The organism is Glutamicibacter sp. AOP12-B1-11 (assembly GCF_052379245.1).
GTDB lineage: Bacteria > Actinomycetota > Actinomycetes > Actinomycetales > Micrococcaceae > Glutamicibacter.
Genome location: NZ_JBQSYL010000041.1, coordinates 1 through 25840 on the forward strand (window position 1 = coordinate 1; position 25840 = coordinate 25840).

A 25840-nucleotide genomic window follows, 5' to 3' on the forward strand; every position below is an offset into this window, starting at 1 on the left:
ACAGTTCCTGACAGTAGCTTGCGCCGTACTCCGATGTGCAGCATCGTGCTGATTCTTCGGAGTATTTTGGTTGTCCCGTTTGGAGGGTTTCTAGCCGAACCAGTCTGTCGTCATCGTTAGTCAGTGAAGAAGGCCCGATCTGCCGGCGCTGTGGACCGATAGGCTAGCTCAAGGTATGCATATTCTGGGCCCTCGGAGGGGAGTTCTCATTCAGTTCAATCAAGAAGATCGTCGAGTAGCAGCGTCCTTCGAAAATACTCTGGTTACAGCTGGGTGGCAGCGGAAACGGATCATGCTCGAGGTGCTGGCCGCGACGTTGGTCGTCCTGGTCCTGTGGGTGACCATTCCTGCCCCTGATCTGGCGTTGAGAATCACCCAGATCGCGCTCGGCGTCGTGGCAATCACAGGTGTTGGCTTACGTCACTTCTCCCCACGGATAGCGTTCACGCTCGCGTTTATCAGCACGGTCGTTGCAGCAGTGCTTGGCCTTACCGTTGACCCACTATTGCTGGCTGGTATCGCCTTGAATTCGGTCGCAGCCCAGCATGGCCGCCGGGCTTTTGCTCCGTGGATGCTGGGCGTCGTTCTTGCCGGGGCATTCATATCGATATTTATTAATGTTTCCGGTTCCGAAGATGACATGCGCAACGTGTTGTTCAGCGGTATCACGTTGTGCGGGGCGTGGGCTTTGGGAGTGAAAACCCGCACGGCACAGCAATTAGTTGCCGCGAACGCAGCGATCGAAGAACGCATGCGACTGGCTAGAGATGTTCATGACGTGCTTTCCCATTCCTTGGGAACGATCGGTGTCCAAGCAAGCGTGGCAGCACACATTGACGGGCTCAATCAGGTGCAGCTACGCTCCACCCTGCGAGACATTGAACAGCTTTCTCGCTCGTCCATCGCCGAACTCAAAATGCTGCTCAGCACGACGCGGAGAACGGATGACGAAACCGCACTCCCGGCGGCACTGCCGAATTTGCTGGCCGAGACCGCGCGTACGGCCGAACAATCTGGTGTCCTGACGACCATCACTGCCACCGGTATCGAGGAATTGCCGGCCGCGCACCGCATCACCACACATCGCATTGTGCGAGAGGCAGTCAGCAACATGATCCGGCACTCCGGGGCAACCCAATGCGACATCAAAGTCACAGCAACGGATCGCTCGGTGACCGTCACCGTCACCGACAACGGCCGTGGCGATATCTCGCACGGAAATGGCGGGTTTGGACTGATGGGAATGCAAGAGCGTGTGAACCTGCTCGGCGGAACCTTCCATACCGGGACCCTCCCTGCCGGAGGATTCGGAATATCGGCAGTACTGCCCCTGGCCCACGGAGAATATGGTGAAAATGAGTGACATGATTCGGGTTCTGATCGCAGATGACCAAGAACTCTTGCGCGGGTCCTTCCGTCTTCTGGTAGACAGTGCCCCGGGCATGATGGTCGTGGCTGAGGCTGCCGACGGAGAAGAAACCATCGCACTCTGCGCCCAACATCGCCCAGACGTGGTGTTGATGGACGTGCAGATGCCCCGGATGAGCGGGCTGGAGGCAACCCGTGCGCTTTGTTCTCAGCCGGACGGCCCGAAAGTTATCGTGCTGACGATGTTCGACCTCGATGAGTACGTCTATGAGGCGCTTCGTGCCGGGGCATCCGGGTTTCTCCTCAAGAACTCGCCTCCTGCCGAATTGTTGCGCGCGATCAAGGTGGTCCACGAGGGCAATGCCCTGCTGGCCCCCGAAATCACCAAGCGGCTCATCTCCACGCTGGCACCCCTTCCGAATGCTTCCACCATACGAGCGGGTGTGCCGCGAACGGATGCACGGTTGGATCGATTGACCGTGAGAGAACGTGAAACCTTTACGCTGATCGCCCGCGGCAGATCAAACGACGAAATCGCCACCGAGCTCCACCTGTCCCGGATGACGGTGCGAACCTATGTCAGTCGCATCCTCACCAAACTCGACTCCCGCGACCGCGCCGGACTGGTCGTCATCGCCTACGAAACAGGATTCATCACGCCCTGACAATCAGGTTCCTCATCGTTGACCGAGCAGAACTGTCAACATTCGCGGACTGCATTCACCCTTGAGCACTGGTAGGTGACTGCGAAATTGTTCCAAAGTGTCAACACCAGGGGACAGAGACCGATCACGGTTCTTGTTTGACTTGAACCTATGATCGAAATCAACAATCTCGTCAAACGCCACGGCACCCGCAATGTTGTCGATGACATCAGCTTCACCGCACAACCTGGCCGCGTCACCGGGTTCCTCGGACCGAACGGAGCCGGCAAAAGCTCCACTCTGCGCATTCTCTTGGGACTGGACAAGGCCACCTCCGGAACGGCTCTGATCAACGGGAGCGCCTACCGCAGCATGCACAATCCGCTGCGCACGGTGGGGGCGATGCTCGACGGTCCAGGTGCCAACAAGGGCCACACTGCCAAAGCCCATCTCACGTGGATCGCGCAAAGCAACGGCATACCGCTCTCCCGGATCAGTGAAGTCCTCGCGAAGACCGGTCTGAGCGATGCCAGCCGCACCAGGATCGGCGGATTTTCGCTCGGCATGGGCCAACGCCTGGGCATTGCTGCAGCACTACTGGGTGATCCGGAAATCTTGGTGCTCGACGAGCCAACCAACGGGCTTGATCCCGACGGGATCCGCTGGATACGCCGATTTTTACGGTCCATGGCGGAGGATGGGAAAACAGTTCTCGTTTCCAGCCATCTGATGGGAGAGATGGAAGAAACCGCTGATGACTTTGTTGTCATCGCCCGAGGCCTGGTTGTTGCACAGGGCGCCGGAGACGAAGTCCGAGGAAACCACTGCAACTTGGAGACGGCATTCTTCGCACTCACCGAAGGACAAACAGAATATCTTTCCGGCAGAATCGATGGCGCTGAACAAGCATGATGAATCTCTTTCGATCCGAAACCACTAAGTTGTTCACGACCGTTTCAACATGGGTCATTGCCGGTGTGGCGATCATGGCGACTTGGCCGATGGCCCTGACCAATGCCGGGGCTTCCACTCTACCGGCCGATGACCCTCGGCTCTTTTCGTCAGAGCCCATTCCACCGGAGTTCCAAGGATTCGAGATGGCAGGGTTTGGCTACGTGCTCGTGGTCGTCCTGGCAGCTCTCTGGGCAGGAAACGAGTATGGCAGCGGAATGCAGATACGCACCACCCTCACTGCCACTCCGAAACGCGGACGGCTTTTCCTCACGAAAGCACTGTTGCTGGCGGTAAGTGTCGGGATCATCGGTTTCATCACGATGACCGGCACGATCATCATCACCCATATGGCTTCAAGCTCCGGCCTTGACCCATGGGGATTGTCGCCTGAAATCTGGAAGCACCTTGGCGGGGTGACCCTCGCCTGGACAGTGACCGCGCTCATCGCCTTCGCCATCGGGTCCCTCGCCCGAACTGCGATCCTGCCACTGCTTTTGATAACACCCTTGGTCATCGGCATTGGTGACTTCCTCGCCACGTTCTGGAGTGGCGCAAAGTACTTGCCCGTGGCAGCCGGAGCGTCCATGTATAGCGACCCCGCCGCCGGAACCTACCTCAACCCGCTGACCGGCGGAATCGTTCAAGGACTGTGGGCACTCGGGCTGCTCTTCGCCGCGTACGTTTCATTTTGCCGCAGAGATGTCTGAGACATGAGCATGCTCAACACCCTTCGTTCCGAACTCACCAAGGCGCTCACCTTGCGCAGCATCCAGGCCACTCTACTTGCGGCTGTCTTGGTGCCGCCCTTGCTAGCATTCTTCTCAGGTCTGGCCTTCGACCCCACACGCACTGCGGCGGGTGGTTTTCCCCTCGAGTCACATGGTTTTGAGACCGCAGGCTTCGGACAACCGATCATCATCCTGTTCGCAGCTCTTGTGGTGGGCACCGAGTACTTGGATGCTCAAGTGCGAACAACTCTCACCGCTACACCCTCACGGACCCGGATCATCGGTGCCAAAATCCTTGTCACGGCGCTACTGTCCTCGCTTGCTGCTGCGCTCTCCACGACAGGTGCCGTGCTCCTCAAACATGCCGCCCTCGGTGACCATGGACTCAATTTAGACCAATTCACAACATCCATGGCATGGAACCTTCTGGGGGTAATCATCAACTACACCCTGCTCGGCTTAATCGCTGCCAGCGCGACACTGATCATGCGCAACTACATTGCCACCATCGTGCTCCTCGTCCCGATGGTCCTGGGGCTGACAATCTCTTTGGTCGGTGCGATACCGGTGCTGAAGTTCCTTCCCGACCTGGCAGGAATCCAACTCCTGACCGCATATCCCGGCGTCGGACTCCTTGAACCGATACCTGGTGCATTCGTCATGACGGCCTGGGCACTCGGACTCGGAACTATTGGGTGGCGGCTGTTCCATGCCCGCGATGTCGGAACCAACTAGAGGCCCTGAGGAGTCAGCGGCGACGCCCACGGGGGTTGCGCCCGCAAGGGGAACCTTCTGCGGGACACCGTTCGCTGATTTCGGCTCAGATGCGCTTTCTGACCTCAGCCCAGGACTGGAGAAGGTTGCAGCTGGAGCCGGCTGTGGTAGGCGAGCTTGAGCTAGCCGACACAGATCGGTTGTTGGCCGGAGCGATCACAATCCCAGCAATGACGACCGGTATTTTCAACTGGAATCGCTTACTGCCCTTGTCTGTTCGGAGTCTGACTGCTCTTGCGGCCTGTGACCAGGGTCCAAATAGCGTCGATGACGAAGACTAAGACCCATATCTTCCCTGCACCGTACAAGAAGCTTGGGATTCCCTCGAGCTCGGGTCGTCCTCCGGAGGCGAGGTGTTCGCCGAAGTCGCTGGCACTGAATGAGTCCACTATCCAGGACATGCCCATGAAGGCCAGTGCGATCTGAGCGACGGCGAAAATGAGTAGATGCCAGCCGAGGCCACTGAGTTTAGAATTGTCTGTCTTGGTCTTTGCCATCATCTTTTCCTCTTGGTTCTGTTCGGATTTCCAGGACTGCGAGACTGACCTATTCGCTTCCTCTGAAGTAGAAACAGTCAGTGTCATTTCCGGGGTTGCCTCGTCTCGGGGGACGTTGGCGACGCCAGAGCGACGTACAGCCCACGGCGTGACGATGGCCCCGGCGGCGATGACGCCCGCAAACAGGATGCAGGCAACCTGCCAGGACGTTGTCTCATAGGTGACACCAGCCACCAGTACGCCGACTCCGGCACCGGCCAGCTTGGCTGACTCGTAGAGCCCAAACCCCTTTCCGGCGCGTTCAGCTGCCACCTGGGCGATGACGGATTGCTCGATCGGGATAATCGCTGCCCACGCTGCAGCACTAAGAATCCACAAGGCGGTAATCAGCAAAGGTGAGGGCGCGAACGCCAAAGTGAACGCGAATGTGGCACTGGATAGCGCAGCGATAGCTGCGACTCTGTGCCGCCCGATCCTCATGGTGATCCGGTGCGCCGGCCCTGGAATCAGGCTCATCATAATGGCTCCAGGCAGGAACACCAACGCGATAGAAACCACATCGAGATCGAAGGCCCCTTGAAGGTGCAACAGCAACAGCAATCCAATTGCTGCTTCAGCCAGCGAGGTTAGTCCGGTAGCAAGCAACATTGGTCGTAGCCGCTGCGTCGGAAAGTCAGACTCTGCCCGTTTCGAGGACGCAGCGGGGCGTCGAGGTGCTGTTGCGATCATTACCGCCGAGGCAAAGCAGGCGCCGGAAGCGGCCAAGAAAACACCTTGGAAGTTCAATGAACCTATCAGCGTCAGGCCGGCGACGAAGGCCACCCATGAACCAGTTTCCTGCCACGTCATCAACTTCGGGAAAGCAAACGAATCTGAACCTGCCGACTCGCTAACTATGGCCCGTAAAGCCGCCCAGAACAGTGCGCCCCCAAGACCACCAAGTACTGCAGAGAAGAATGCCATAGCAGGGCCCGTGGACAGAGCGTATCCAGCGCACGAGAGCCCATACAGCACTGCCCCGGTTGCTACAATAATCCGGCGTTCCCACATGTCGGCCAGCAATCCGGCGGGGAACCTAGCAGCAAAAGAGACAAAGAGTTCCGTAGCAACCAAAATCCCGATTACCGTCGCATTGAGCCCAAGTGCCGCGCCCGCCCACAAGGGGATCAAGAAATCCAGCAAGTCCGCGGGGCCACCGACCAGCGCTGCCGACCACCTCGCTGCGGACTGGCGCACAGGAGCACTCGGGGCAACCGGGGAAGATTTCATGATCCTAGAATACACACGTATTCTAGGATCATGAGTGCAGGGGTAAATAAGCGGGATGTCTTTGCCGCATCGGTACTGGACCTGATTGTCCGCGGAGGCATCCAATCTGTCAGCATCCGCACCGTGGCAGCAAATTCGGGCTGGTCCGTCGGCGCATTGCAAAAGACATTCTCCAACAAGGATGCCTTGCTCCGTGCCGCCGTCGATCTGGTTATCTCCAGAGCCGAGGCGCGTATGGACGCTCTCACTTTCAGCGGAGACTCCGTAGACTACCTGGTTCGCTTGGTCGAGGAAACCTTGCCCCTCGACCAGCAGCGCACGGAAGAGGCCATTGCCTGGAATGCGTTCGCTGCCGAGGCTATCCACACACCTTGGATCGCCGAAATCCTTATAGGCCAGGATCAGCTGGTTTCTGACCAATTGGTAGAGGCCTTGCGGTCTTTCGGTGCAGCACAGCCGGAAGCTGCTGCGGCTGGCATCATTGCAGTTTCAGACGGCCTTACGCTCCGGCTTCTATATGATCCGAAACGGGCAGCGGAATTCTGTACGGTACTACGACCGATCATCAATCACTTGCTCACCATCTAGGCCACCCCTAACAAGGAATCCCATAAGCGGAACCGCTATCGAGACAGGGTTTTCTCGAACAACAGATTATGTTCGTCGTAATATGCCTCGGTAACGCCGAGTGACCGCATTCCCAGGCGCTCACATACTCGCGGTGAGGCTGCATTGAGTGGATCAGTGACGGCAATAACGAACCGAAGTCCGTTGTTTGCCGCGTCCGTCATGACAGCGCTGGCCGCCTCAGTGGCATAACCTGCACCCTGGGCATCGGGGTGTAAATGCCAACCAATTTCCACAGGAGCTTCGCCTTCGACATCTATCGAGAATGGGATGGGTTTGAGCAGGATATTCCCGAACAATTCACCAGATTCGCGAGAGGAAATAGCCCAGAGCCCGTGAACAGGGTCGTCAATAGTACGACGACGAATGATGGATTCCACAGCTTCCGAGCGACCCGTCATCGGCTTTGCTTGAGGACCAAGGAATCGAACAGTCTCCCACCGGGACTCAAGATCGAACAGAAAGTCGGCGTCGTCTACATCCCATGGCCGCATGATCAATCGTTCGCTGCTGATAGTTCTCATCCGTCAATTATCTAGTACAACGAGTCCAGTTGATGTAAACGCGAGCTCAGTTCCGGTAAGCCGGCCCTCTATTGGAGCGCCCGCAAGCGGAACCTTCTACGGGAAGGACGAGATCGCATGCAACACTTCCACGGTCGCATTCGTGGTCATTGTTGACGCGACGAAGCAATTGGCAGACAGATTGAAGGTAGCTTTTTGTTGGGCGAAGCTAAAGTTCATCAGATACTTGAAATCGGGCAACGAAGCAGCAGGGATTTCTCATCCCTGAAAAATAGGTAAGGCGCTACGTTACTTGATCCATTGCTGTACTGTTCCCAGAGCGAAAACGGCAAAGAAGAATGCACAGATCCAGAAAGCGACGAGTACCCAGTTTCTAAAGAACTTACTTTCCTGGGAACCCGTTCGTATTCGGTCCCGACGTTCCCACACGAAAATCCCGAGAAACAGCAAGGCCAGGAGCAACGTAATGACGGCTGCGGGTAACAAAATGATCCCACTTTCAACTGACCTGATGAAATGACTTTGGTGCTCAGGCTATCACGAGGCGATCAGCCTTATTTCGTATGCAGGCGGCATTGTGTCGCTACGAGGCACCGTTTAGGGAACGCTCTACGGGAAATCAACCGGCACGCGGAGTGATAGCCACATTAGACACAGCGGGGATGAATGATTTTTAAGCTGATGTGATTCAATTTTCAGATTTCTTGCTTGTCCTGAAGAAGATGTAGCCAAAGGCACCCGCAAACATGGCGGCCCATATGAAACGCACTGCTTCGTCGAGTTCCCATGCACCCAAAACAGCGAAGAAGGTTACGAATGTGAGCAGGGTGCATGCAGCGTTGACTATCTTTTCCATTGGAAGCCTCTGTTTGTGATTGGAGTAGTGAGTGAGGCACGCCTTTGGCGTCGCCAAGTTGCGCAGTGAACGTGCTTGGACCCAGCTGTCTAGAAAGGCAGGTTGTTTGCCTGCATTGGGTGCACGATGAGAATTCCGGTGACTTTCCCGGCGCCGTTGTAGGCAACTCGCCCGAGCCATTCGCCTGCTTCATGATTGATTTGCGTTTGTCCTGTCAGGCCGCCGCCGAGGTACTGGTTCAGTTTCTGTGCAACAACATTCGTGCCGTCGGCAGTTTGAATGGTGGTGTTGGAACAAGATTCGAACTGTCCACTGTCTGCCACCACTTGGTCCCAGACATCGATAACCTTTTTCTTCGTCAGGACGCGGGAACAGGTGAAGGTCATCAGTGATTTCACGGAACCGTAGTCACCTTTGCTGAGGTGCTCAAAGATATTTTCGGTTCGCGAGGTGAGGTCAATAATTGGGTTAGCCATGGTTTCTTCTCCGATGCCTGTCGTTGAGATGGTTCCGAATCGCTTGAATGCCGCCTGTCGAGTAATACCGAATGCGTTGCCTATGGCTTGCCATGACACGCCTCGCGCCCTAGCTACGGCAACGGAGCTCTCCAAATGTACTTGGGCTGCCTGCTTTAATGCCGATCCTAAACTCTCCCGACCAATCGTTCTCCAACACTGACCGTTCCTCATCATTGAGTGCAAATCAAGGCAGTGACCGATCCAGAAGTGGGCACGAAATCTCAGATGAGCTCATAGTTCGATGGGTCAAAGTTGTTTGTTTGGCTCATTGAAGTTATGGTTGGTGACACTACATGTTGTGCCTCTATGTTCGGTTGAGCACAACATATAGCTTGTATGCGTGCATCAGTCCAAAATCAATTGAGTGAAGGAGGAGATACTAAGGTGACCGCCCAAAGAAATAAATTCTTAGACCTCGCGGTACGAGAATTCAAAGATTCTGATTCTCCGGATCTCGTGTACTTTTCAAGCGTCTCGGAGAACACCAGTCGCTTCGTCGACCGACTGCAGTCGCATGCGGTGCGCATCCCGCTGCGACCCCGTCTGGAAGGGCTGATTCGGGTAACTAGGCCTTTCGTGCTGATCGTGCCGACCTATGGCGGCGGGGAGCGCGCCGGTGCTGTGCCGAAGCAGGTGGGTATGTTCCTGAACGACCCTGCCAACCGGGCACTGATCCGCGGGGTCATCACCGCTGGCAACACCAACTTCGGCGAGCACTACTGCCTCGCCGGCCCCATCATCTCGACCAAGTGCCAAGTGCCCGAGCTGTACCGCTTCGAATTGCTCGGCACTGACCGCGATGTCGAACGCGTCAGAGAAGGACTGCCCCGCTTCTGGGCGCAGCAGCACACAGAGGAAAGGAAGACGGCATGACCACTACCATCGACTCCCCGCAGGCTCTCACACGACCGGAGGGCATAGGGGCGCGAAAGGACTACCACGCACTGAACGCGCAGCTGAACCTGTTCGGCCCCGATGGATCGATCCAGTTCAGCAAGGACCGCGAGGCCGCGTGCGCATACTTCCGCCAGCACGTCATCCCGAACACCAAGGTGTTCGGCTCGGTATGGGGGCGGCTGGAATGGCTGATCGACAACAATTACTACGAGGAAGCGTTCCTGCGCGCCTACGACCCCGCTTTCGTTACCTCGCTGCACGAACGCGTGGAGATGGCCGGGCACCGCTTTGCCACCTTCCTCGGTGCCTTTAAATTCTTCACTTCCTACGCCCTACGCACTTTCGACGGGACCACGTACTTGGAGGATTTCGGGGAGCGCGTTGCCGCTACCGCGCTATTCCTCGGGCAGGGCAACGAAACACTGACGACCAGCTTGGCAGACGAGATGATCTCGGGACGTTTCCAGCCGGCAACCCCGACGTTCTTGAACGCCGGAAAAGCGCAACGCGGCGAGCTGGTCTCCTGCTTCTTATTACGGCTGGAAGACAATCTGGAGTCCATTGGCCGTGGCGTGAACTCGGCGCTGCAGCTGTCCAAACGCGGTGGCGGCGTTGCACTGCTGTTGACGAATCTGCGCGAGACCGGTGCGCCGATCAAACAGATCCAGAACCAGGCGTCCGGGGTCGTGCCGGTCATGAAGATCCTTGAAGACTCTTTCTCCTACGCCAACCAGCTCGGCGCCCGCCAAGGCGCTGGCGCGGTCTACCTTCACGCACACCACCCGGATATCCTCCGGTTCCTCGACACGAAGCGCGAGAATGCGGATGAGAAGATCCGGATCAAGACCCTGTCGCTGGGAGTTGTGATCCCGGACGTGACCTTCGAACTGGCCCGGGACAACCGGGACATGCACCTATTCAGCCCTTACGACGTGCAGCGAGAGTACGGCACGCAATTATCAGATCTGCCGCTCACCGAATACTACGATGACCTTGTAACGAACCCGCGGATCCGCAAGACCACGATCAGCGCCCGCGAGTTCTTCAAGACCCTCGCCGAACTGCAGTTCGAGTCCGGCTACCCCTACGTCCTCTTCGAGGACACCGTCAACCGCGCCAACCCGCTCGTGGGGCATATCAACATGTCGAACCTGTGCAGCGAAATCCTCCAGGTTAACACGCCCTCGACGCTAAACGCCGCCGGCGGCTACACAAAAATCGGGAACGACATCTCATGCAATCTCGGCTCGCTGAACATCGCCGCCGCGATGGCATCACCCGACTTCGGCACCACCATCGAGACCGCCGTACGGGCGCTGACGAGCGTTGCGGACCAGACAGACATCGATGCAGTGCCATCGATCGCAGCGGGGAACAACGCTTCGCATGCGATTGGACTCGGACAGATGAATCTTCACGGATTCCTCGCCTCACAGCGCATTCGTTATGGCAGTGAGGAAGGCGTTGACTTCACTGACATCTATTTCCTCACCGTCACTTACCACACGCTACGCGCCTCAAACCAGATCGCCATCGAACGCGGAACTGCGTTCGATGGGTTCGAGACCTCGACCTACGCTGATGGCTCCTACTTCGATAAGTACATCGCACGAGACTGGCTGCCTGCCACCGAGCGAGTCGCTGCACTGTTCAGCCAAGTAGGAATCGCGATCCCGACCCGTGAGGACTGGCAGGCGCTACGCAAGTCAGTCATGGCGCACGGCATTTACAACGCCTATTTACAGGCGATCCCACCGACCGGATCAATCTCGTATGTCAACAATGCGACCGCATCAATCCATCCAATAGCGGCAAAGATCGAAATCCGAAAAGAAGGCAAACTAGGCCGCCTCTACTACCCAGCCCCACACATGACCGACGACAACATCGAATTTTTCGAGGACGCGTACGAGCTCGGCTACGAAAAGATCATCGACACCTACGCCGCCGCCACCCGCCACGTCGACCAAGGCCTCTCACTCACGTTATTCTTCCGCGACAGCGCCACCACCCGGGACATCAACAAAGCGCAGATCTACGCCTGGCGTGCCGGAATCAAAACCCTCTACTACATCCGCCTGCGTCAACCCGCCCTCGAAGGCACCGAAATCGAAAACTGCGTCTCATGCGCACTTTAACGTTGAAACTCTGATCTCCCAGAAGGAACCACAATGAATTCTCACGACACCCTTTACTCGAATACCGAGATCGCTGTGACCCCACCAGGCTACCGGCATAACCCAGCCGCCCGCATACGCCCTATCAACTGGAACCGTGTCGTCGACGATAAAGACCTTGAAGTCTGGAACCGCCTCACCGCCAACTTTTGGCTCCCTGAAAAAGTTCCACTTTCCAACGATCTTCCTGCATGGGAAAAACTCACCCAGGAAGAACGAACACTAACCATGCGCGTATTCACAGGGCTCACCATGCTCGACACAGTCCAGGCCACCGTCGGAGAAATCTGCCAGATCCAAGATTCACAGACAGAACACGAAGAAGCCGTCTATACCAACATCGCCTTCATGCAAGCAGTGCACGCCCGTTCCTACTCCTCCGTTTTTTCGACTCTGACCTCGACGCCTGAGATTGACGGTGCTTACCGATGGGCCATCGCCAACGACATGCTCCAGGAACGGTGTAAAAAGGTACTTACCCACTATTACGGAGATGACCCGCTTAAACGCAAAGTCTCCTCAACGCTGCTCTCCTCGTTGCTACTTTATGCAGGGTTCTATCTGCCGCTGCACTTCTCCGTACACGCGACGCTCACAAACACCGCGGACATGATCCGGCTGATCTTGCGCGACAAAGCTGTGCACGGCTACTACTCCGGATACAAATACCAGCGAGGCCTCGAAACCCAGTCCCCCGCCACTCAAGAAAAAATGCGCAAGTTCACCTATGCACTCCTCGAAGAACTCTATGAACTCGAATTGCAGTACTCCGGTGAGCTTTACAAACCACTCGGACTCATGGACGACGTCGCCGTGTTCGTCCGTTACAACGCGAACAAAGCACTCATGAATCTTGGCTATCCAGCCCGCTTCACACCGGAAGAGACAAACGTCAACCCCGAGATCCTCGCCGCCCTCGCACCAGGAGCAGACGAGAATCATGATTTCTTTTCCGGGTCCGGCTCTTCCTACATCATCGGCAAAGCCGAAGACACCAGCGACGACGACTGGGATTTCTAACCCAGTCCTCATTCCCACATACTCGCCTGAGAAAGAGCACCGCACCTTGAATAAGAACGTCTCCGTCCTCATCGGTAGCCTACGCCGAGGCTCCTACGCACGAAAAATAGCCCATAATCTTATCAACTACTTCCCTGACAACTACAACGCGAGCATCATCGAGATCAGGAATCTACCTCTCTACGATTTCGACTACGACGATCCCCAAATCATCGACAAACCCACCCCACCGGAATACACCCTGTTCCGCAAGACCATCAAATCCTCAGACGGGGTATTATTCGTCACGCCAGAGAACAACCGAACCATCCCCGCATGCCTGAAAAACGCCATAGACATCGGGTCCAAACCCAACAACGATGTCATCTGGCAGCGACTTCCCGCAGGAATCATCAGCCACTCCGTCGGTCGCATGGGCGGGTACAGCTCGCAGAAGAACCTTAGGCTTGCCCTTTCATATTTCAACATGCCCACCCCCGGCCAACCAGAAGTCTTTCTTTCCCAGTCACCCACGCTTCTCGATGCAGACGGCCATGTGACCCAGGAATCCACAGTGGAATTTCTTCAAAACTATGTCTCTCGCCTTGTTCAGCTCATCGAACAAAACACTGATTCCCGCTGACCCTCTTACCAAGCTACAAGGGGAACCTACAATATCAACGCTCGTGCGATGCCGAACATGGGGGCGGTCCAAACAAGCCTAACCAGCAAGTTGAGCCGAAACATGGGGAAAATGGCTTAGAGCAGCGCGCTGAAGCTAATCCCTTTGAACTGAGCGAATGAAGCTTAGAAACCTCTTTTCAGCCCAGTTTACTTTTCTCATTATTGAAGGTTGATAACTTCACGACTATTGCGATCTGCTTGTTACCCTGAATGCATGCAAACTTCAGACCCACCACGGGCCCCCACGGTTCGGACCGAGCGTTTCACCTCACTCATCCTTGCGGAAAACCCAATCGAATGGTCAGGCGCCCATATTGGTCGCCTGACCATTCGCATCTATCGGATATTTGAGCCGCCAAACTGATCGATTCATATGGCGCTTTGCAGTCTTCCCGAAGAAACTACACATCAACCTTCAAAACCAGAGCAGAACCATAATAAGCAAACAAAGAGACAGTCGACCCGCGTAAGCCGCGCTGCCGGCTATACCCTCAGCAAACCAATTGCGTCGCGTTACTGCGTGATGCGGTTACAACACGTCTGACAGGCAATTAAACCCCGCATCCTAAGCAACATCAGACCACAAAAAGAAGTGCACGCTTTCCTACTTCGCCCATAAGGCTAAATCAAACCAATTCGCTGGCATACCCAGGCTGTCAACGGTGAGGCTAGAAGAGCTGGGAAAGCCATTTATCAGCTCGATCATTTTTTCGGACCAGTCGCATTCGGGATCGATCGATCGCAATAGATAGGCCATGATAGCTATTACGTTGTAGAGCCCGAAGACCTGCTTAGATGATTCCTCTTCTTTCAAATGATCCAGCAGCGGAATCTGGCCAAGCGCAGGTCGCTTCGGCGCAAAGACAAGTTTTCGGTTAAAGAGCCTCGCGTGGTGCGCGGAAACATTCCGCACATAGTTGAGGCTCGCGATCCAGCTTGCCATGATCCTTTTGGAAGGGACACCATACGTCATTGCGATCTCTGTGCCTGTCGAGTTCTGAAGCCCGCCGTACATCCTGCTCAGATGCCCGAACTCCATAATCTCAGTAAGTTCCCAAACCGGCATTTGATCATCATACTTTTGACGAAAATGTGCCACGAAAGACTCATCTGAACTACTTTGCCGTTCCCGCGTCCGAGTGATGAGTACTTCATGCTTACTCGGCCAAATGACTCCCCCGGCTTCGGCTTCGCTAGTCGTAAACGAAGAAACGAATTGGGTGGCGTCAAGATGCGCGAATGGCGACTTCCTACCCAAGACATACCCAAGTTGCATGCGCAACGAAATTTCAATGCGCTCGATGCCATCCAACACCAGAATTCGCAAGGCTCGATCGAAATCAATGAGTTTTCTAGCATGTTCCAGCGAGGTACCCCTGCGGTAGGTATTCAACACCTGGACACGTTCTCGACCATCCGCCTCATAGACAAAACGAGAATCGCGGAAGGGATACAAGTACCCTGTCAGACGGTAATACCCCACAGCCCTCAGTAGCTGTATCCCCGCTTCACGATCACCAATCAGCACACCATTAAGCTCTAGCTTCGCGAGCTGCTCTTCTACCGATAGCCACTTTTTAGTGTATTGAGCCATGAACTTCCCTGTTAAAGAAAATCAGCCCGAGCCATAAGGCGAGCGGGCTGATCATGATGACATCATCATAACAGACCAGAAACCAGAACTGACCACCGTCTCTTACCTAAATACATCTGACTCTATGGGAGGAGCACTAAGACCATTCGACAGTTCCTAAAACGGTCGTTTGTGACACAGTCATGCGCCAGGTTGAGTGGAAATCCTCGACGATTGAGAACTCAACAGATTTTCGAGGATATTTCGTCGCAAAACTCAGTTTCATAAACTATGTGTCGAAAGATTAGCCACTCCACGGGTATTGCCCCACCGCACCCCTAGATCGCCCCGATCCCATCTGGCTATGGGCTCAACCATTCAAACTTCGACCATGAAATGCCTCGGCGATACCAACATCCAAGCACAGGCTACAACCGACATTCTGCATAATCATGCATTATCCATGCTTCAGAAAGGCCCTCGACCTAACAAGTAATATTTTGAACTTCGGTGTACCGAACATTAGAGTTCTACCCATGCAACATAATGCTTCACAACGAACCAACGACGGACTCTGGATCGAAGCCGTCGCATTGTTCCGCGCCGCGCAAGAGTCCAAGCACCACGAAGCGCAGTCACTACTGGGTTCCTCCACCGACCCTGCAACTGTAGTGCGTTACTTCCTGCGACTAGTCGGCATTTACTGCCGCGGCGAAAACCCGACCAAATTAGAACGATTCGCCTCAGCTGCACATCGCGCAGGGCCACCCCCTGAGACCCCGCCATCACTCATGAGCTCACTCTAGATTCTTCAGCCGTAAACCTACGATCGAAAGGCAATCCTATGCCCAGATCTCCACGTTCATTCCGCCCACGCTTTTCCCTTGCTATTAGCGCAGGAGCCCTAGCTCTCCTCCTCACTGGCTGCACCACTTCCCCGCAAAATTACGCCACAACTCAAGAAAAGAAACCGGTGGTCCTAACCACATTCACCGTACTAGCCGATATCGCTGAAAACGTCGCCGGCGACCACCTGCAGATCGAATCCATTACGAAATTCGGAGCGGAAATACACGGCTATGAACCCACCCCGGGCGATATCAGCAAAGCTGCGAAAGCTGACCTGATCCTGGATAACGGAATGAATCTCGAAGCATGGTTCGGCCAATTCGTCGAGGGCTTAGACGTGCCCCACGCTGTTGTCAGTGACGGTGTCGAACCAATCGATATCACCGAAGACGAGCATGCCGGAAAACCTAATCCCCATGCCTGGATGAGCCCGCTAAACGTACAGGTCTACGTCGATAACATGGCCTCGGCATTCAGCACTCTTGACCCTGAAAATACCAATGAATACGCGCGTAATGCAGCAGCATACAAAGAGGAATTACAGGAAGTGCATGACGAGCTAGTCACTGAACTTTCCCATCTGCCCCAGAGCCAACGAGCACTCGTCACTTGTGAAGGAGCTTTTTCCTACCTTGCCAAAGACACCGATCTAACCGAAAAATACATCTGGGCCGTCAACGCGGAGCAGCAAGCAACACCCCAGCAGATAACCTCTGCCATCGAATTCGTCACCACGAACCAAGTACCCGCAGTTTTCTGCGAGTCCACAGTGTCTGACGCGCCCATGCAGCAGGTCGTCGAAGCCACCGATGCCAAATTCGGTGGCACCCTCTATGTGGATTCCCTCTCCGGAAAAGACGGTCCTGTGCCTACCTATTTAGAGCTGATCCGTCACGACACGCAAACGATTATCGACGCATTGACTGGTGAGAATTAATGCCCCCAGCTATTTCGCTTAAAGATGTCACTGTCCAATACGGTGCGATACGAGCACTAGAGCAAGTAACGCTGGATATCAATCCACACCGGGTCTGTGCTCTGATCGGCATGAACGGTTCGGGAAAATCTACCTTATTCAAGACCATCATGGGCCTGGTTCACCCCGTCACAGGAACAGTTTTGGTTAATTCCCATAATCCTGCTGCAGAACGCAAACGTGCAGGAATCAGTTACGTCCCGCAGCATGAAGACATCGATTGGGCATTCCCACTCTCCGTGCGCGAAGTCGTCATGACTGGACGTTACGGAAAGATGGGACTCACGCGCCGTGCTAGGACTGCCGACCAGCAAGCCGTCAACGAAGCACTAGAAAAAGTGGAGCTCACCCAATACGCTGACCGGCAAATCGGCCAGCTTTCCGGAGGGCAGAAAAAACGCGCGTTCGTTGCTCGCGGCATCGCCCAAGAAGCGAAGATCCTGCTCCTCGACGAGCCATTCGCAGGAGTGGACAAACGATCCGAAGCAACAATCACCCGTCTAATCCGCGAACTTGCCTATAAAGGTGCCACCGTTGTGGTGTCGACTCACGACCTACAAGCATTACCCGAACTAGCAGACGAGGCCATCCTTCTTATGCGCCGAGTGCTGATGCACTCTTCTCCAGAAAACGTCCTTCAACCTGAGAATCTGGCTATGGCCTTCGGACTTGACGTGCTGGCAAAAGGATAACTGTGCAACTAATCGACCTTCTCATCGAACCGCTCAGCTATGAATTCATGCTTCGAGCTTTGATCACTACGCTGACCGCATCAGTAGTTTGCGCGGTCCTCTCATGCTGGCTTGTCCTCATCGGCTGGTCCCTCATGGGAGACGCGGTATCGCACGCAGTGCTCCCCGGTGTTGTCCTTGCTTATATTGTCGGCGCACCCTTTGCCCTAGGAGCGGTAATCTTCGGATTCCTCGCAGTGCTGCTCATCGGCATTGTGCGAGACACCAGCAGAGTAAAAGAAGACGCCGCCATCGGAATCGTTTTCACCACACTCTTTTCCCTGGGACTAGTCCTCATCTCTGTAACCCCAGCGCACACTGACCTGAACCACATCATCTTCGGAAATCTACTAGGCGTCTCATGGACAGATCTGGCACAAATCATCATCCTCGGTGCCCTAACCCTGGCGATACTCCTCACCAAACGCCGGGATTTCACTCTCTACGCCTTTGATCCAACCCATGCCCACGCCATTGGATTGAACCCACGTTTACTCGGGGCACTGCTCTTAGCACTTCTAGCAACGACAGCGGTCGTAGCGCTACAAGCAGTCGGAGTCATCCTTGTGGTCGCCATGCTCATCATCCCAGGAGCAACCGCATACCTACTAACCAACCGCTTCAGCAGAATGCTGATGATCGCCCCACTCATCGCGGCACTATGCGCCGTTATAGGATTGTATGCGAGCTACTACTTCGACACAGCCTCCGGGGGCATGGTCGTCCTCAGCCAAGGCGCCGCTTTCTTCCTGGCATATCTCTTCAGCCCACAACATGGACTAATCAGCGCCAAACTAGCTAGGTATCATAGGACCCGCAACGAATCCCGGCTACAGCACAGCCCCAATTAAAGAGTAAAGGGAAGCCAGAGGCCGGCGACCCCTCGGATCAGTTGCCTGCCTCTGGGTTCTCTCCCGTCGCCTATGAACCTATTGCATCCTGTGAATCAATGGATACATACAGTGCCTTGACCGCTGCAGCGCCAAGAAGCACAGATTCTTTGGCCCCTGAGATCCGAGCTTCCAATACCCCCGAAAATGGGGCACCTTGACTGATCGACAGCTTTTTCCCAATGCAGAACCCATGATCTTCAAAGAACTTCAGCATTTGAGGGTCCTCGTCAGAAATCCGCTCGATACTTACATCCTGCCCCGCTCCAACATCACTAAGTGGGACAGCGGCTGGCGAATCCACCGCGCCTGACGCCGAAGGGATCGGATCGCCATGGGGATCACGCGAGGGAAACTCCAGTAATTCGTCGATCCGCTCCACCATGAAGTCAGACACCGCATGTTCCAGATTCTCAGCCTCATCATGCACCTGATCCCAGGAATACCCCAGCACCTCGACAAGAAAAGTCTCCAACAGCCGATGCCTGCGGACCATCTGCACAGCATAGCGACGGCCTGACTCTGTTAGCTCCACCGAGCCATATGGTGCATGCTCCAAGAATCCCTGCGTGGAAAGCTTACGGATACCCTCCGACACCGAGGACAACCTCAACCCCACACGATCAGCAATTAACGAAGGAGTTACAGGGGAAGAAGTCCATTCAGACAAACTCCACACGACCTTCAAATATTTCTGAGCACTCGGGGTTAATTCAGAGATGGACATAAACAGATTCTATCTGCCAATGCAGAATCCAGATCCGCCACATTGATTTCTCAGACGTCTCACAACCTAAAGGTTGCAAGACGTCTCACCACCTACCACTCCCCTGCTGTGATTGTTAACTTCGTTTGCCGGTTTCTGCGCACCTAATATTGGCGGTTCAACTGATTCCGATCACTAGCGTGGATCGCGCAGCTTCAACAACATCATCGGTAATCGTGTCCAGCTCATTGATTTTCATGACTCGCTGCATCTGTGTGAAGAGTCGATCGATCAGCCGGAAATTACCGCGCGTGATACGGGCGATCGCCGCGACAGCTTGCGTATCGGTGAAGTCCTCCAAGTCCAGAGTTTTTCCGAGGGCACGCCACTTTCGTTGCAGAACGAAATGCAGTTCATCCTGAGCAAGCGGACGGTACTCGTGAGCAAAACCAACACGGCTATAGAGCTGAGGGTATCGACTGAACTGCTTTTCGATGCCAGGCATCCCAATCAGCATCAGCGCGATATTGTTCCTGTCATACCTATCTCGTAGCACTTCTAAGGCAGTGGCGTTGAGTCGCTCCGACTCGTCGACGATGATCAGCTCAACATGCTTGTCTTGATTCATCGGGCCCGTCGTGGCACCTAAAGTATCGAGATGTTGATGGATACAGATCGAGGTCCGGGTGGTGACCAGAGAGAGTTCATCCTTGATTTGCTTAGGCGTCGTCAGAACCCCTGGGGTGAAGAAGACGGTCCGCGTTTTGGCCAGATCCTTGTAGATCTGGAGGTCACTGTCCTCCCGTCGGCCCCATTCCTCTATTAACGCCTCGGCTTTCGGGCTCCAGTTGGCATAACGTTTAGCCGATAGGGTTTTGCCAATTCCAGCTTGTCCATAGCAGACCCCGATAGTCCGCTGCCGACGCACCGCATTGGCGAACTCAGTGAAGCGGCGGTGCTCCTTCGTTGCGATAAAAGTTGTTGGTCCCATTACTCGTCCTCCGCGTAAGTGCGCAGCTTCGTTTTCTTGGTTCGGTGGACCGCCGGATCAGGCTGGGGTGCCTCCGTGGTTGGTTGCCCGGCCGGTAGAAATTCCGCGACGGTGGCGATTCGTTCATTGATTTGTCCGCGCAGCTGACGCTTTCGTGCAGAGCGTGCTTTCTGGATGTCCTTAAAGGTCATGATGGATCGTTCGTGCGTGGGATCCACAGCTTTGCAGATGTGCTGGCCACGATGAAAGACCTGAATCTCGGCAACGTCTCGCGGGTCGTAGCGAAGGATGACGGATTCTCCGACATAGGCAGCCAGCAAGGGAGATATGTAGCGTAGCCCTTGGAAGTGCACCCCATCGCGGTGGACGATTCGAGGTTTGGCGACCGTGAGCAGCAGCAGGTTCAGTTCATCGATGGATTCAGGCAGACGCGGCAACCAGCCGTTGCCCTGCCACGCTTTTTGAGGTGTTTCTTTGATCTCTTGGTGTTCACGCTGGTGGTAATTCTGCCCAATGAACTCACCTAGCGCCGTGTCCAGTTCACTAATCGATAGTCCGGGTTTGGGATTGCGTACGTTGTGCAAGTAACCCGGTAGCCGGGCCAAAAGCTCGGTATTCAACGTACCGAAGAAACGCTCAATCTTTCCTCTGCCCTGTGGCCGGGCTACTGCAGAGAAAGTGATTTCGAAGTGCAGGTCTCTGGCGGCCTGCGCCATGTGGTGGCTCGTGAAATCGGTTCCGTGGTCCACGTAGAGCACATCAGGGATTCCGCACATCGGCCAATCAGCTGTCTTTTTGGGCCAGATCGCCTCACGCAACGCCAATGCCGTATTCAAGGATGAGGGAGCACCGGTGAAGATCATGTACCCGCACAGGGCTCGCGAGTAATCATCCATGATCGTGGTGAGCCACGGGCGAACCGGCCGATGACCAGTGTCAAAAACCAGAATGTCGAGCTCGGTATGATCAGCCTGCCACACCGCGTTCGGACGTTCGGCGCGGCGGCGCCAGACCAGTTCGTACTTATCGCGGTACACCGCCGCGCCTTGCTGCGCCAGTGTCATCATCCCGGGATCTATCTCGCCGACAATCGAGCGGATGGTTGAGTAGGAAACCGGTGCCCATCCCTGGTGGAGCGCCACCTTGTTAGCTTGCTGGTGGATGGCTGCCGTCGTCCTGGGCAGTTTAGCTAAGGCGAGGCCTTCGACCAGCTTCACGAAGTCGCTGGGCATCCGGCGTCCGCGTTTGCCCTGTGCCACCGGTTCCAGACCAGGCTTCCCCTGGAGCTTGAAGCTCTGGTGCCATCGCTGCAGTGTCCTCAGGCCGATATGGTGTTCCTCAGCCAAGACCGTCAGCGGCACTCCGTCTTCGACGTGTTGCCGCAGTATTTCCCAGCGTGCCGTTGCCTTGATCAGGCCGCTGTAAGAGGTTCCTGCTTTCACGGTACTGCTGCCATTCTGGTTTTGTCCCAGCGGTGCGTCCCTGCGCGGTTCGCTTCGCCGGGACATGGCCGATCACAGGCTCTTGACAGAGGCGGATTCTTGGCCCAAGTGGCGGTAGAACGTCGCGCGGCTCCAGCCAACCAGACGTGCTGCGTCTTCGGCGGTGCGTCCCCTGGCGCGGGCATCTTTGGCGATCGCGAGCTTATCGGCAATCACCGCCGGGTCAGAGACCGGCCGGCCGAAACGGGTTCCGGATTGCCGGGCGGCAGCAATGCCGGCATTGACTCGTTCAACGATCAGCTCGCGCTCGTACTCGGCCAACGAGGCCAGCATGTTCAGCATCATCCGCCCGGTCGACGTGGCCGGGTCGATCCCATCGGAAATGGAGCGGACATTCACCCCGCGCTCGCGCAAGAGGTTCACGGTGTTCAAAACATCGATCAGGGATCGCCCGAGCCGGTCTACTCGCCAGACCACCACGGTGTCCCCGGACTGCGCGTACTCGAGCAGTTTCTTCATCCCGGGCCGCTCAATCGCGCTCCGGCTGCCGGACGTCACATCGGCGAACACGTCGCGTTTCTGCACCCCCGCTGCAGCAAGAGCGTCGAGTTGCAAGGCCGCGTCTTGGCTCGAAGTGCTCACTCGTGTGTATCCCAAATGCCTCACCTGCCCAGTGTGACTCAAAAACCCCTGTGCGGCAAGCAGGTAAGACGTTTTACGTTGGGACGAGTTTATAAGACAAATACAGCCCGCGTTTTCCAAGTATTTGATGAGACAAGTTTCTACTCTAGGTAGCGTCTCAAAAAGCTTTAGGTTATTGGGACAAGCGGAGCTGCGCAATCCACAGTCATCTGGACGCAATGTAGAACTGCCACTTAAACGCCAGGTGACGATAACCGCCACGCATGCAGGATTAAAATTTCCGACGCCTCTTTGAATGCGCGAATTTAGTTGAGGGTGGTGCTCAATGTCGAGAATTGAATTGAGATGGGAAGACTGTCCGCAAAAATACATTCGAAGAGTTTGCTTTTATCTGAGCAAAGGATAATCTTTCCTCATGAAAAAAAGCGTCTTTGGGGCAGCTTCAGGAATAGCAATTGCCACTCTTTTATTGAGCGCCTGCACCAGTAGTTCCACTTCGGAGACTGCTGCGCCGGTAACAACTCCGGACAATTCGTCCACGTCACCCAGTTCAACTGTCTTGGATTCAGCAGGGGTCTATAAGAGGCATTCGGAATCTATTCAGCGCCTCTCTGCGGGAAATCAAATACTGAGCGAGGTGGAAGGTAACGGATCAGTTCAACTAACCATCGGAGAAGTACCTGACGGATTTGATTCGGTCGGATTCATCGTCTCCTGCGAAGGCTCATCGCCTTGGGACTGGTTGGGTCCCTTTGAGCAGTCCAGCAGCTATGCGATAGCTAACTGATTCTCTAAAACCCATTCATCCCAAAATCGGGACGGCGTCAACCCATTCAAGGAACCATGGGGACGTTCCTGATTGTAAATCGGCTCTTCACAAATGAGGGTGTAAAACCTTCCTAAATCCACCGGTCTCCAACAATGACCGTGCGACATAGTGCGTCAAATTTCGGAACCCCAAAGCGATACCCCGCAAATGCTCCAACCGCCCATTCAACGCCTCAGTAGGACCGTTCGAACAGCCAACATGGTCAAAATACGCCAGAATATCGCTCTTCCTACGCCGCAGAGTTCCACCGAGCTTCTTCAACTCCGGCAAACCCTTGGGCACCTTCGTTCCTATCTCCTCAATCAACTGCCCATAGCCCACCGACCGACTTCTGGTTTCGATTGCCGGTACGCATCAACCATCTTCTGATAAACACTCCACACCAGTTCAACCGGCTCATACTCAGGTTTCTTGAACAACGCTTCAACCTTGGCTTTCTGCTTCTCCGTAGCCAATGACAGCCCGGTAGTCAGGGTCCGCCGGCACTGATACAGCGGATCATCTTTGCGCCCTCGATGACCGTGCTGCACCCGTTGAACCCGCTGCCTTGTCTGGTCCAACGCGTCAGATCCGAGCTTGACCACATGAAAAGGATCCAAAACTTCCACGGCTTGAGGTAGCTCTTCAGCGGCAGCGGTTTTGAAGCCTGTGAAACCATCCATCGCGACGACCTCAACAGTGTTTTTCCATGCTTCATCGCGTTCAGCAAGCCAGGTCTTAAACACGGCCTTGGAACGGCCGGGAATCATGTCTAATAAACGGGATGCTCCGGTGTCTTCCATGACGGGCGTGAGGTCCACGATGACCGTTACGTATTTATCCCCGTCGCGGGTATGACGCCACACGTGTTCGTCAACGCCAAGGACTTTGACCCCGTCAAAGCGGGTGGAATCATTGATCAGTAACCGTTCACCCTCGGCCAACACCGCGTCATTGGCGGTATTCCACGAAACGCCTAATCCTTCAGCAATCCGTGAGATTGAAAGGTGTTGGGTGACCAGGCCATAGAGCGCCCAACGCAAACCAGTTTTACTGATTTTCTGTCGTGGTGATACAGCTTGGGTGAGGTCTTCACGCCAGACATGGTGGCATTGCGTGCACCGGTACCTGCGGTGACGGATAGCTAGGGCGGTGGGCTGCCAGCTGAACGGTGCGTGCGCGATACGTCTGATGACGGTATCGCGTGGTATTCCTTGGGCTCCGCAGGATTGGCACCATGGGTTTGGGGTGGTGACTTCGCAGAGAATCTCAGCCCTGGCTGAGGTTATGTGTTGAGCGATAGCCGTTAGTCCTAGACTGTCGAGGCCGGTGAAAGTCGTCAGATCCGCTGGGGAATAGATAGAATGGTGCACAGTCGAGGTCTTTCAAGAATCGTTAGTGTGGTAACTTCCATTCTCGTGAAGGCCTCGACTTTTTATTGATTTATGACATGCCTGTGAGCTGTGGTGTTGGGTTTAGGTATCTACACTCTGAATTCGGAAGAGCCTGTAAATCTCTTTCCATTCATCAGCCAAATACTTTGCCTCCACCATGGTGTCCATGATTTCCCCAGAGAGCTGTTCACGCCGGAACTGCGCATTAAATGACTCAATAAAACCGTTCTGCCAAGGCGAACCTGGATCGATAAACGCAGTCCGCACCCCAACAGTGTTGCACCAATCCACCAGCGCGCCGGCAGTGAATTCAGGCCCGTTATCACACCGCACGAATGCCGGCTGCATCCCGGTTTCAGCAATAATTCCCTCTAAGACTGCCACCACATCCGCAGCCTTGAAAGACCGGCGAGGAATGATAGCCAGCGCGGTCCTGGTGAACTCATCAATGACATTAAAGAACCGGATATGACGTCCGCAAGAGGTCACATCCGACTGAAAATCGAAGCTGAGCACATGCATCGGATACTCGGCGGTCAAACGCTTTTGCTCCCCAGCTCCCGGGCCGGTCCGGCGCTTCTTTCGACGCTTGGGCTTACAGACTAGACCTTCCTCACGCCACAGACGTCGAACACGCTTACCGTTCAGCACGGTGCCTGCCCACCGTTCGGCGGCCAGCAGGTGCCACCGGGCCTTGCGCCAGCCCCATGTTGGATGCTTAGACGCGACGGCCCTCAGATCTGCGCGAAGCTGTGCTTCGTCAAAGCTCATCGGCGATTTCTTCTTACGTAGTGCAGAGCGGTTCTGGCCCAGAACTTGGCAAGCGAAGCGTTCGGACGCCCCGAATTTTCCCATCGCCATCCGTACAGCACGGCGGCGTGGTTCGGGGCTTAGAATTTTCCCTTAGCCACCTCGGTCAGGATGTCGTTGGCGAGCATCTGATCGGCCAACAGCTTCTTGAGTCGGGCGTTTTCCTTTTCCAGTTCTTTGGTGCGTTTGCTGGCTTCGGCGTTTTTCTCGGACCCGTACTGATTAATCCAGCGGTACCAAGTAGCTTCAGTGATCTGCAGTTCTTTGATGACCTCGATCATCGTGTGGCCGTCGTTGAGCATCTTCTGTCCTTGGCGGACTTTAGCGACGACCTGGTCTGGTGTGTGTCTGCGTGCCATTGTTTCTGTGATTCCTCCTGTGTCCATTGTCGAACACGAATACTCACAAAGTCACTGGACTACTTTTCGGGGACCCAACCAGGACATCGCATTAAGTAGCGAAACTAATATTGGGGGCAGTGACTGTGGGGACGATGACGCTGCCGAAACTAG

23 protein-coding genes and 2 pseudogenes are annotated in these 25840 nt (G+C 55.2%); 13 read left to right on the forward strand and 12 right to left on the reverse strand.

Features of this window, described 5'->3' with window-relative positions:
• The first annotated feature begins 292 nt into the window (after positions 1 to 292).
• The 5 genes from ACT3UQ_RS18055 (at position 293) to ACT3UQ_RS18075 (ending at position 4429) form a co-directional block, all read left to right on the forward strand.
• Positions 293 to 1363: a sensor histidine kinase gene (locus ACT3UQ_RS18055; RefSeq protein ID WP_444621249.1), complete on the forward strand. Its 1071-nt coding sequence runs from the start codon at positions 293 to 295 to the stop codon at positions 1361 to 1363.
• On the forward strand, positions 1356 to 2033 hold the full coding sequence (locus tag ACT3UQ_RS18060) for a response regulator transcription factor (protein WP_443439311.1): 678 nt from the start codon (positions 1356 to 1358) through the stop codon (positions 2031 to 2033). Before ACT3UQ_RS18055 ends, ACT3UQ_RS18060 begins: the two co-directional genes overlap by 8 nt.
• Positions 2034 to 2183: 150 nt before the next feature.
• The gene (locus tag ACT3UQ_RS18065; RefSeq protein WP_096254121.1) at positions 2184 to 2924 is read left to right on the forward strand and encodes an ABC transporter ATP-binding protein; all 741 of its coding nucleotides are present in this window, start codon (positions 2184 to 2186) and stop codon (positions 2922 to 2924) included.
• A complete protein-coding gene (locus tag ACT3UQ_RS18070) occupies positions 2921 to 3673 on the forward strand; it encodes a hypothetical protein (RefSeq protein WP_443445703.1) in 753 nt (250 codons plus the stop codon). The genes ACT3UQ_RS18065 and ACT3UQ_RS18070 overlap by 4 nt, the downstream gene beginning before the upstream one ends.
• Before the next feature lie 3 nt (positions 3674 to 3676).
• Positions 3677 to 4429: an ABC transporter permease gene (locus tag ACT3UQ_RS18075; protein WP_096254116.1), complete on the forward strand. Its 753-nt coding sequence runs from the start codon at positions 3677 to 3679 to the stop codon at positions 4427 to 4429.
• Between the two features lie 239 nt (positions 4430 to 4668).
• Here the strand turns inward: ACT3UQ_RS18075 and ACT3UQ_RS18080 are convergent, their stop codons facing one another.
• Positions 4669 to 6234 (reverse strand): MFS transporter, encoded by a 1566-nt coding sequence (locus ACT3UQ_RS18080; RefSeq protein ID WP_444637656.1) that lies wholly within the window; start codon positions 6232 to 6234, stop codon positions 4669 to 4671.
• A 30-nt stretch (positions 6235 to 6264) separates the two neighbouring features.
• Between ACT3UQ_RS18080 and ACT3UQ_RS18085 the strand changes: the two genes are divergently transcribed.
• On the forward strand, positions 6265 to 6822 hold the full coding sequence (locus ACT3UQ_RS18085; RefSeq protein WP_096254111.1) for a TetR/AcrR family transcriptional regulator: 558 nt from the start codon (positions 6265 to 6267) through the stop codon (positions 6820 to 6822).
• 35 nt (positions 6823 to 6857) lie between these two features.
• On the opposite strand, the gene ACT3UQ_RS18090 is transcribed toward ACT3UQ_RS18085, so the two are convergent.
• The 3 genes from ACT3UQ_RS18090 to ACT3UQ_RS18100 form a co-directional block, all read right to left on the reverse strand.
• Positions 6858 to 7385 carry a GNAT family N-acetyltransferase gene (locus ACT3UQ_RS18090; protein ID WP_096254109.1) on the reverse strand — a complete coding sequence of 176 codons (528 nt, stop codon included), beginning with the start codon at positions 7383 to 7385 and terminating at the stop codon, positions 6858 to 6860.
• Between the two features lie 688 nt (positions 7386 to 8073).
• Positions 8074 to 8241: a hypothetical protein gene (locus ACT3UQ_RS18095; RefSeq protein WP_170947703.1), complete on the reverse strand. Its 168-nt coding sequence runs from the start codon at positions 8239 to 8241 to the stop codon at positions 8074 to 8076.
• 89 nt (positions 8242 to 8330) lie between these two features.
• Positions 8331 to 8816: a hypothetical protein gene (locus ACT3UQ_RS18100; protein WP_443452135.1), complete on the reverse strand. Its 486-nt coding sequence runs from the start codon at positions 8814 to 8816 to the stop codon at positions 8331 to 8333.
• 327 nt (positions 8817 to 9143) lie between these two features.
• Here ACT3UQ_RS18100 and nrdI point away from each other — a divergent pair, with 327 nt between their 5' ends.
• Genes nrdI through ACT3UQ_RS18120 form a run of 4 tightly spaced genes read left to right on the forward strand, consistent with a single transcriptional unit; the run spans position 9144 to position 13475 of the window.
• Positions 9144 to 9632, forward strand: coding sequence for a class Ib ribonucleoside-diphosphate reductase assembly flavoprotein NrdI (nrdI, locus tag ACT3UQ_RS18105; RefSeq protein WP_096254105.1), 489 nt, complete (start codon positions 9144 to 9146; stop codon positions 9630 to 9632).
• On the forward strand, positions 9629 to 11794 hold the full coding sequence (gene nrdE / locus ACT3UQ_RS18110; protein WP_096254103.1) for a class 1b ribonucleoside-diphosphate reductase subunit alpha: 2166 nt from the start codon (positions 9629 to 9631) through the stop codon (positions 11792 to 11794). Before nrdI ends, nrdE begins: the two co-directional genes overlap by 4 nt.
• Positions 11795 to 11827: 33 nt before the next feature.
• Positions 11828 to 12853 (forward strand): class 1b ribonucleoside-diphosphate reductase subunit beta, encoded by a 1026-nt coding sequence (gene nrdF, locus ACT3UQ_RS18115; RefSeq protein ID WP_096288956.1) that lies wholly within the window; start codon positions 11828 to 11830, stop codon positions 12851 to 12853.
• A gap of 46 nt (positions 12854 to 12899) precedes the next feature.
• On the forward strand, positions 12900 to 13475 hold the full coding sequence (locus ACT3UQ_RS18120) for an NADPH-dependent FMN reductase (protein ID WP_096288958.1): 576 nt from the start codon (positions 12900 to 12902) through the stop codon (positions 13473 to 13475).
• Between the two features lie 645 nt (positions 13476 to 14120).
• Here the strand turns inward: ACT3UQ_RS18120 and ACT3UQ_RS18125 are convergent.
• On the reverse strand, positions 14121 to 15110 hold the full coding sequence (locus ACT3UQ_RS18125) for an Abi family protein (RefSeq protein ID WP_443443460.1): 990 nt from the start codon (positions 15108 to 15110) through the stop codon (positions 14121 to 14123).
• An 823-nt stretch (positions 15111 to 15933) separates the two neighbouring features.
• On the opposite strand from ACT3UQ_RS18125, the gene ACT3UQ_RS18130 reads away from it, so the two are divergent.
• Genes ACT3UQ_RS18130 through ACT3UQ_RS18140 form a run of 3 tightly spaced genes read left to right on the forward strand, consistent with a single transcriptional unit; the run spans position 15934 to position 18496 of the window.
• Positions 15934 to 16875: a metal ABC transporter substrate-binding protein gene (locus ACT3UQ_RS18130; RefSeq protein ID WP_013350294.1), complete on the forward strand. Its 942-nt coding sequence runs from the start codon at positions 15934 to 15936 to the stop codon at positions 16873 to 16875.
• Positions 16875 to 17606, forward strand: a complete 732-nt coding sequence (locus ACT3UQ_RS18135; RefSeq protein ID WP_444621178.1) for a metal ABC transporter ATP-binding protein — start codon at positions 16875 to 16877, stop codon at positions 17604 to 17606. The genes ACT3UQ_RS18130 and ACT3UQ_RS18135 overlap by 1 nt, the downstream gene beginning before the upstream one ends.
• 47 nt (positions 17607 to 17653) lie before the next feature.
• Entirely contained in the window at positions 17654 to 18496 is an 843-nt protein-coding gene (locus ACT3UQ_RS18140; protein ID WP_049862754.1) for a metal ABC transporter permease, read from the forward strand.
• A gap of 70 nt (positions 18497 to 18566) precedes the next feature.
• On the opposite strand, the gene ACT3UQ_RS18145 is transcribed toward ACT3UQ_RS18140, so the two are convergent.
• The 7 genes and pseudogenes from ACT3UQ_RS18145 to ACT3UQ_RS18175 all read right to left on the reverse strand — a co-directional run.
• Positions 18567 to 19262 (reverse strand): metal-dependent transcriptional regulator, encoded by a 696-nt coding sequence (locus ACT3UQ_RS18145; RefSeq protein WP_096255088.1) that lies wholly within the window; start codon positions 19260 to 19262, stop codon positions 18567 to 18569.
• Positions 19263 to 19419: 157 nt separating this feature from the next.
• Positions 19420 to 20232 carry an AAA family ATPase gene (locus tag ACT3UQ_RS18150; RefSeq protein WP_105553695.1) on the reverse strand — a complete coding sequence of 271 codons (813 nt, stop codon included), beginning with the start codon at positions 20230 to 20232 and terminating at the stop codon, positions 19420 to 19422.
• Complete coding sequence (locus tag ACT3UQ_RS18155; RefSeq protein ID WP_431711069.1) at positions 20232 to 21674, reverse strand: Mu transposase C-terminal domain-containing protein; 1443 nt, start codon at positions 21672 to 21674, stop codon at positions 20232 to 20234. The genes ACT3UQ_RS18150 and ACT3UQ_RS18155 overlap by 1 nt, the downstream gene beginning before the upstream one ends.
• Before the next feature lie 72 nt (positions 21675 to 21746).
• Positions 21747 to 22340 (reverse strand): recombinase family protein, encoded by a 594-nt coding sequence (locus tag ACT3UQ_RS18160; protein WP_035762867.1) that lies wholly within the window; start codon positions 22338 to 22340, stop codon positions 21747 to 21749.
• A gap of 363 nt (positions 22341 to 22703) precedes the next feature.
• Positions 22704 to 22856 (reverse strand): hypothetical protein, encoded by a 153-nt coding sequence (locus tag ACT3UQ_RS18165; RefSeq protein ID WP_444637657.1) that lies wholly within the window; start codon positions 22854 to 22856, stop codon positions 22704 to 22706.
• Between the two features lie 334 nt (positions 22857 to 23190).
• Positions 23191 to 24497 (reverse strand): annotated as a pseudogene (locus ACT3UQ_RS18170) (ISL3 family transposase).
• A gap of 135 nt (positions 24498 to 24632) precedes the next feature.
• Positions 24633 to 25687: pseudogene (locus ACT3UQ_RS18175) on the reverse strand (IS3 family transposase); the annotation flags it as partial.
• Positions 25688 to 25840: the final 153 nt, after the last annotated feature.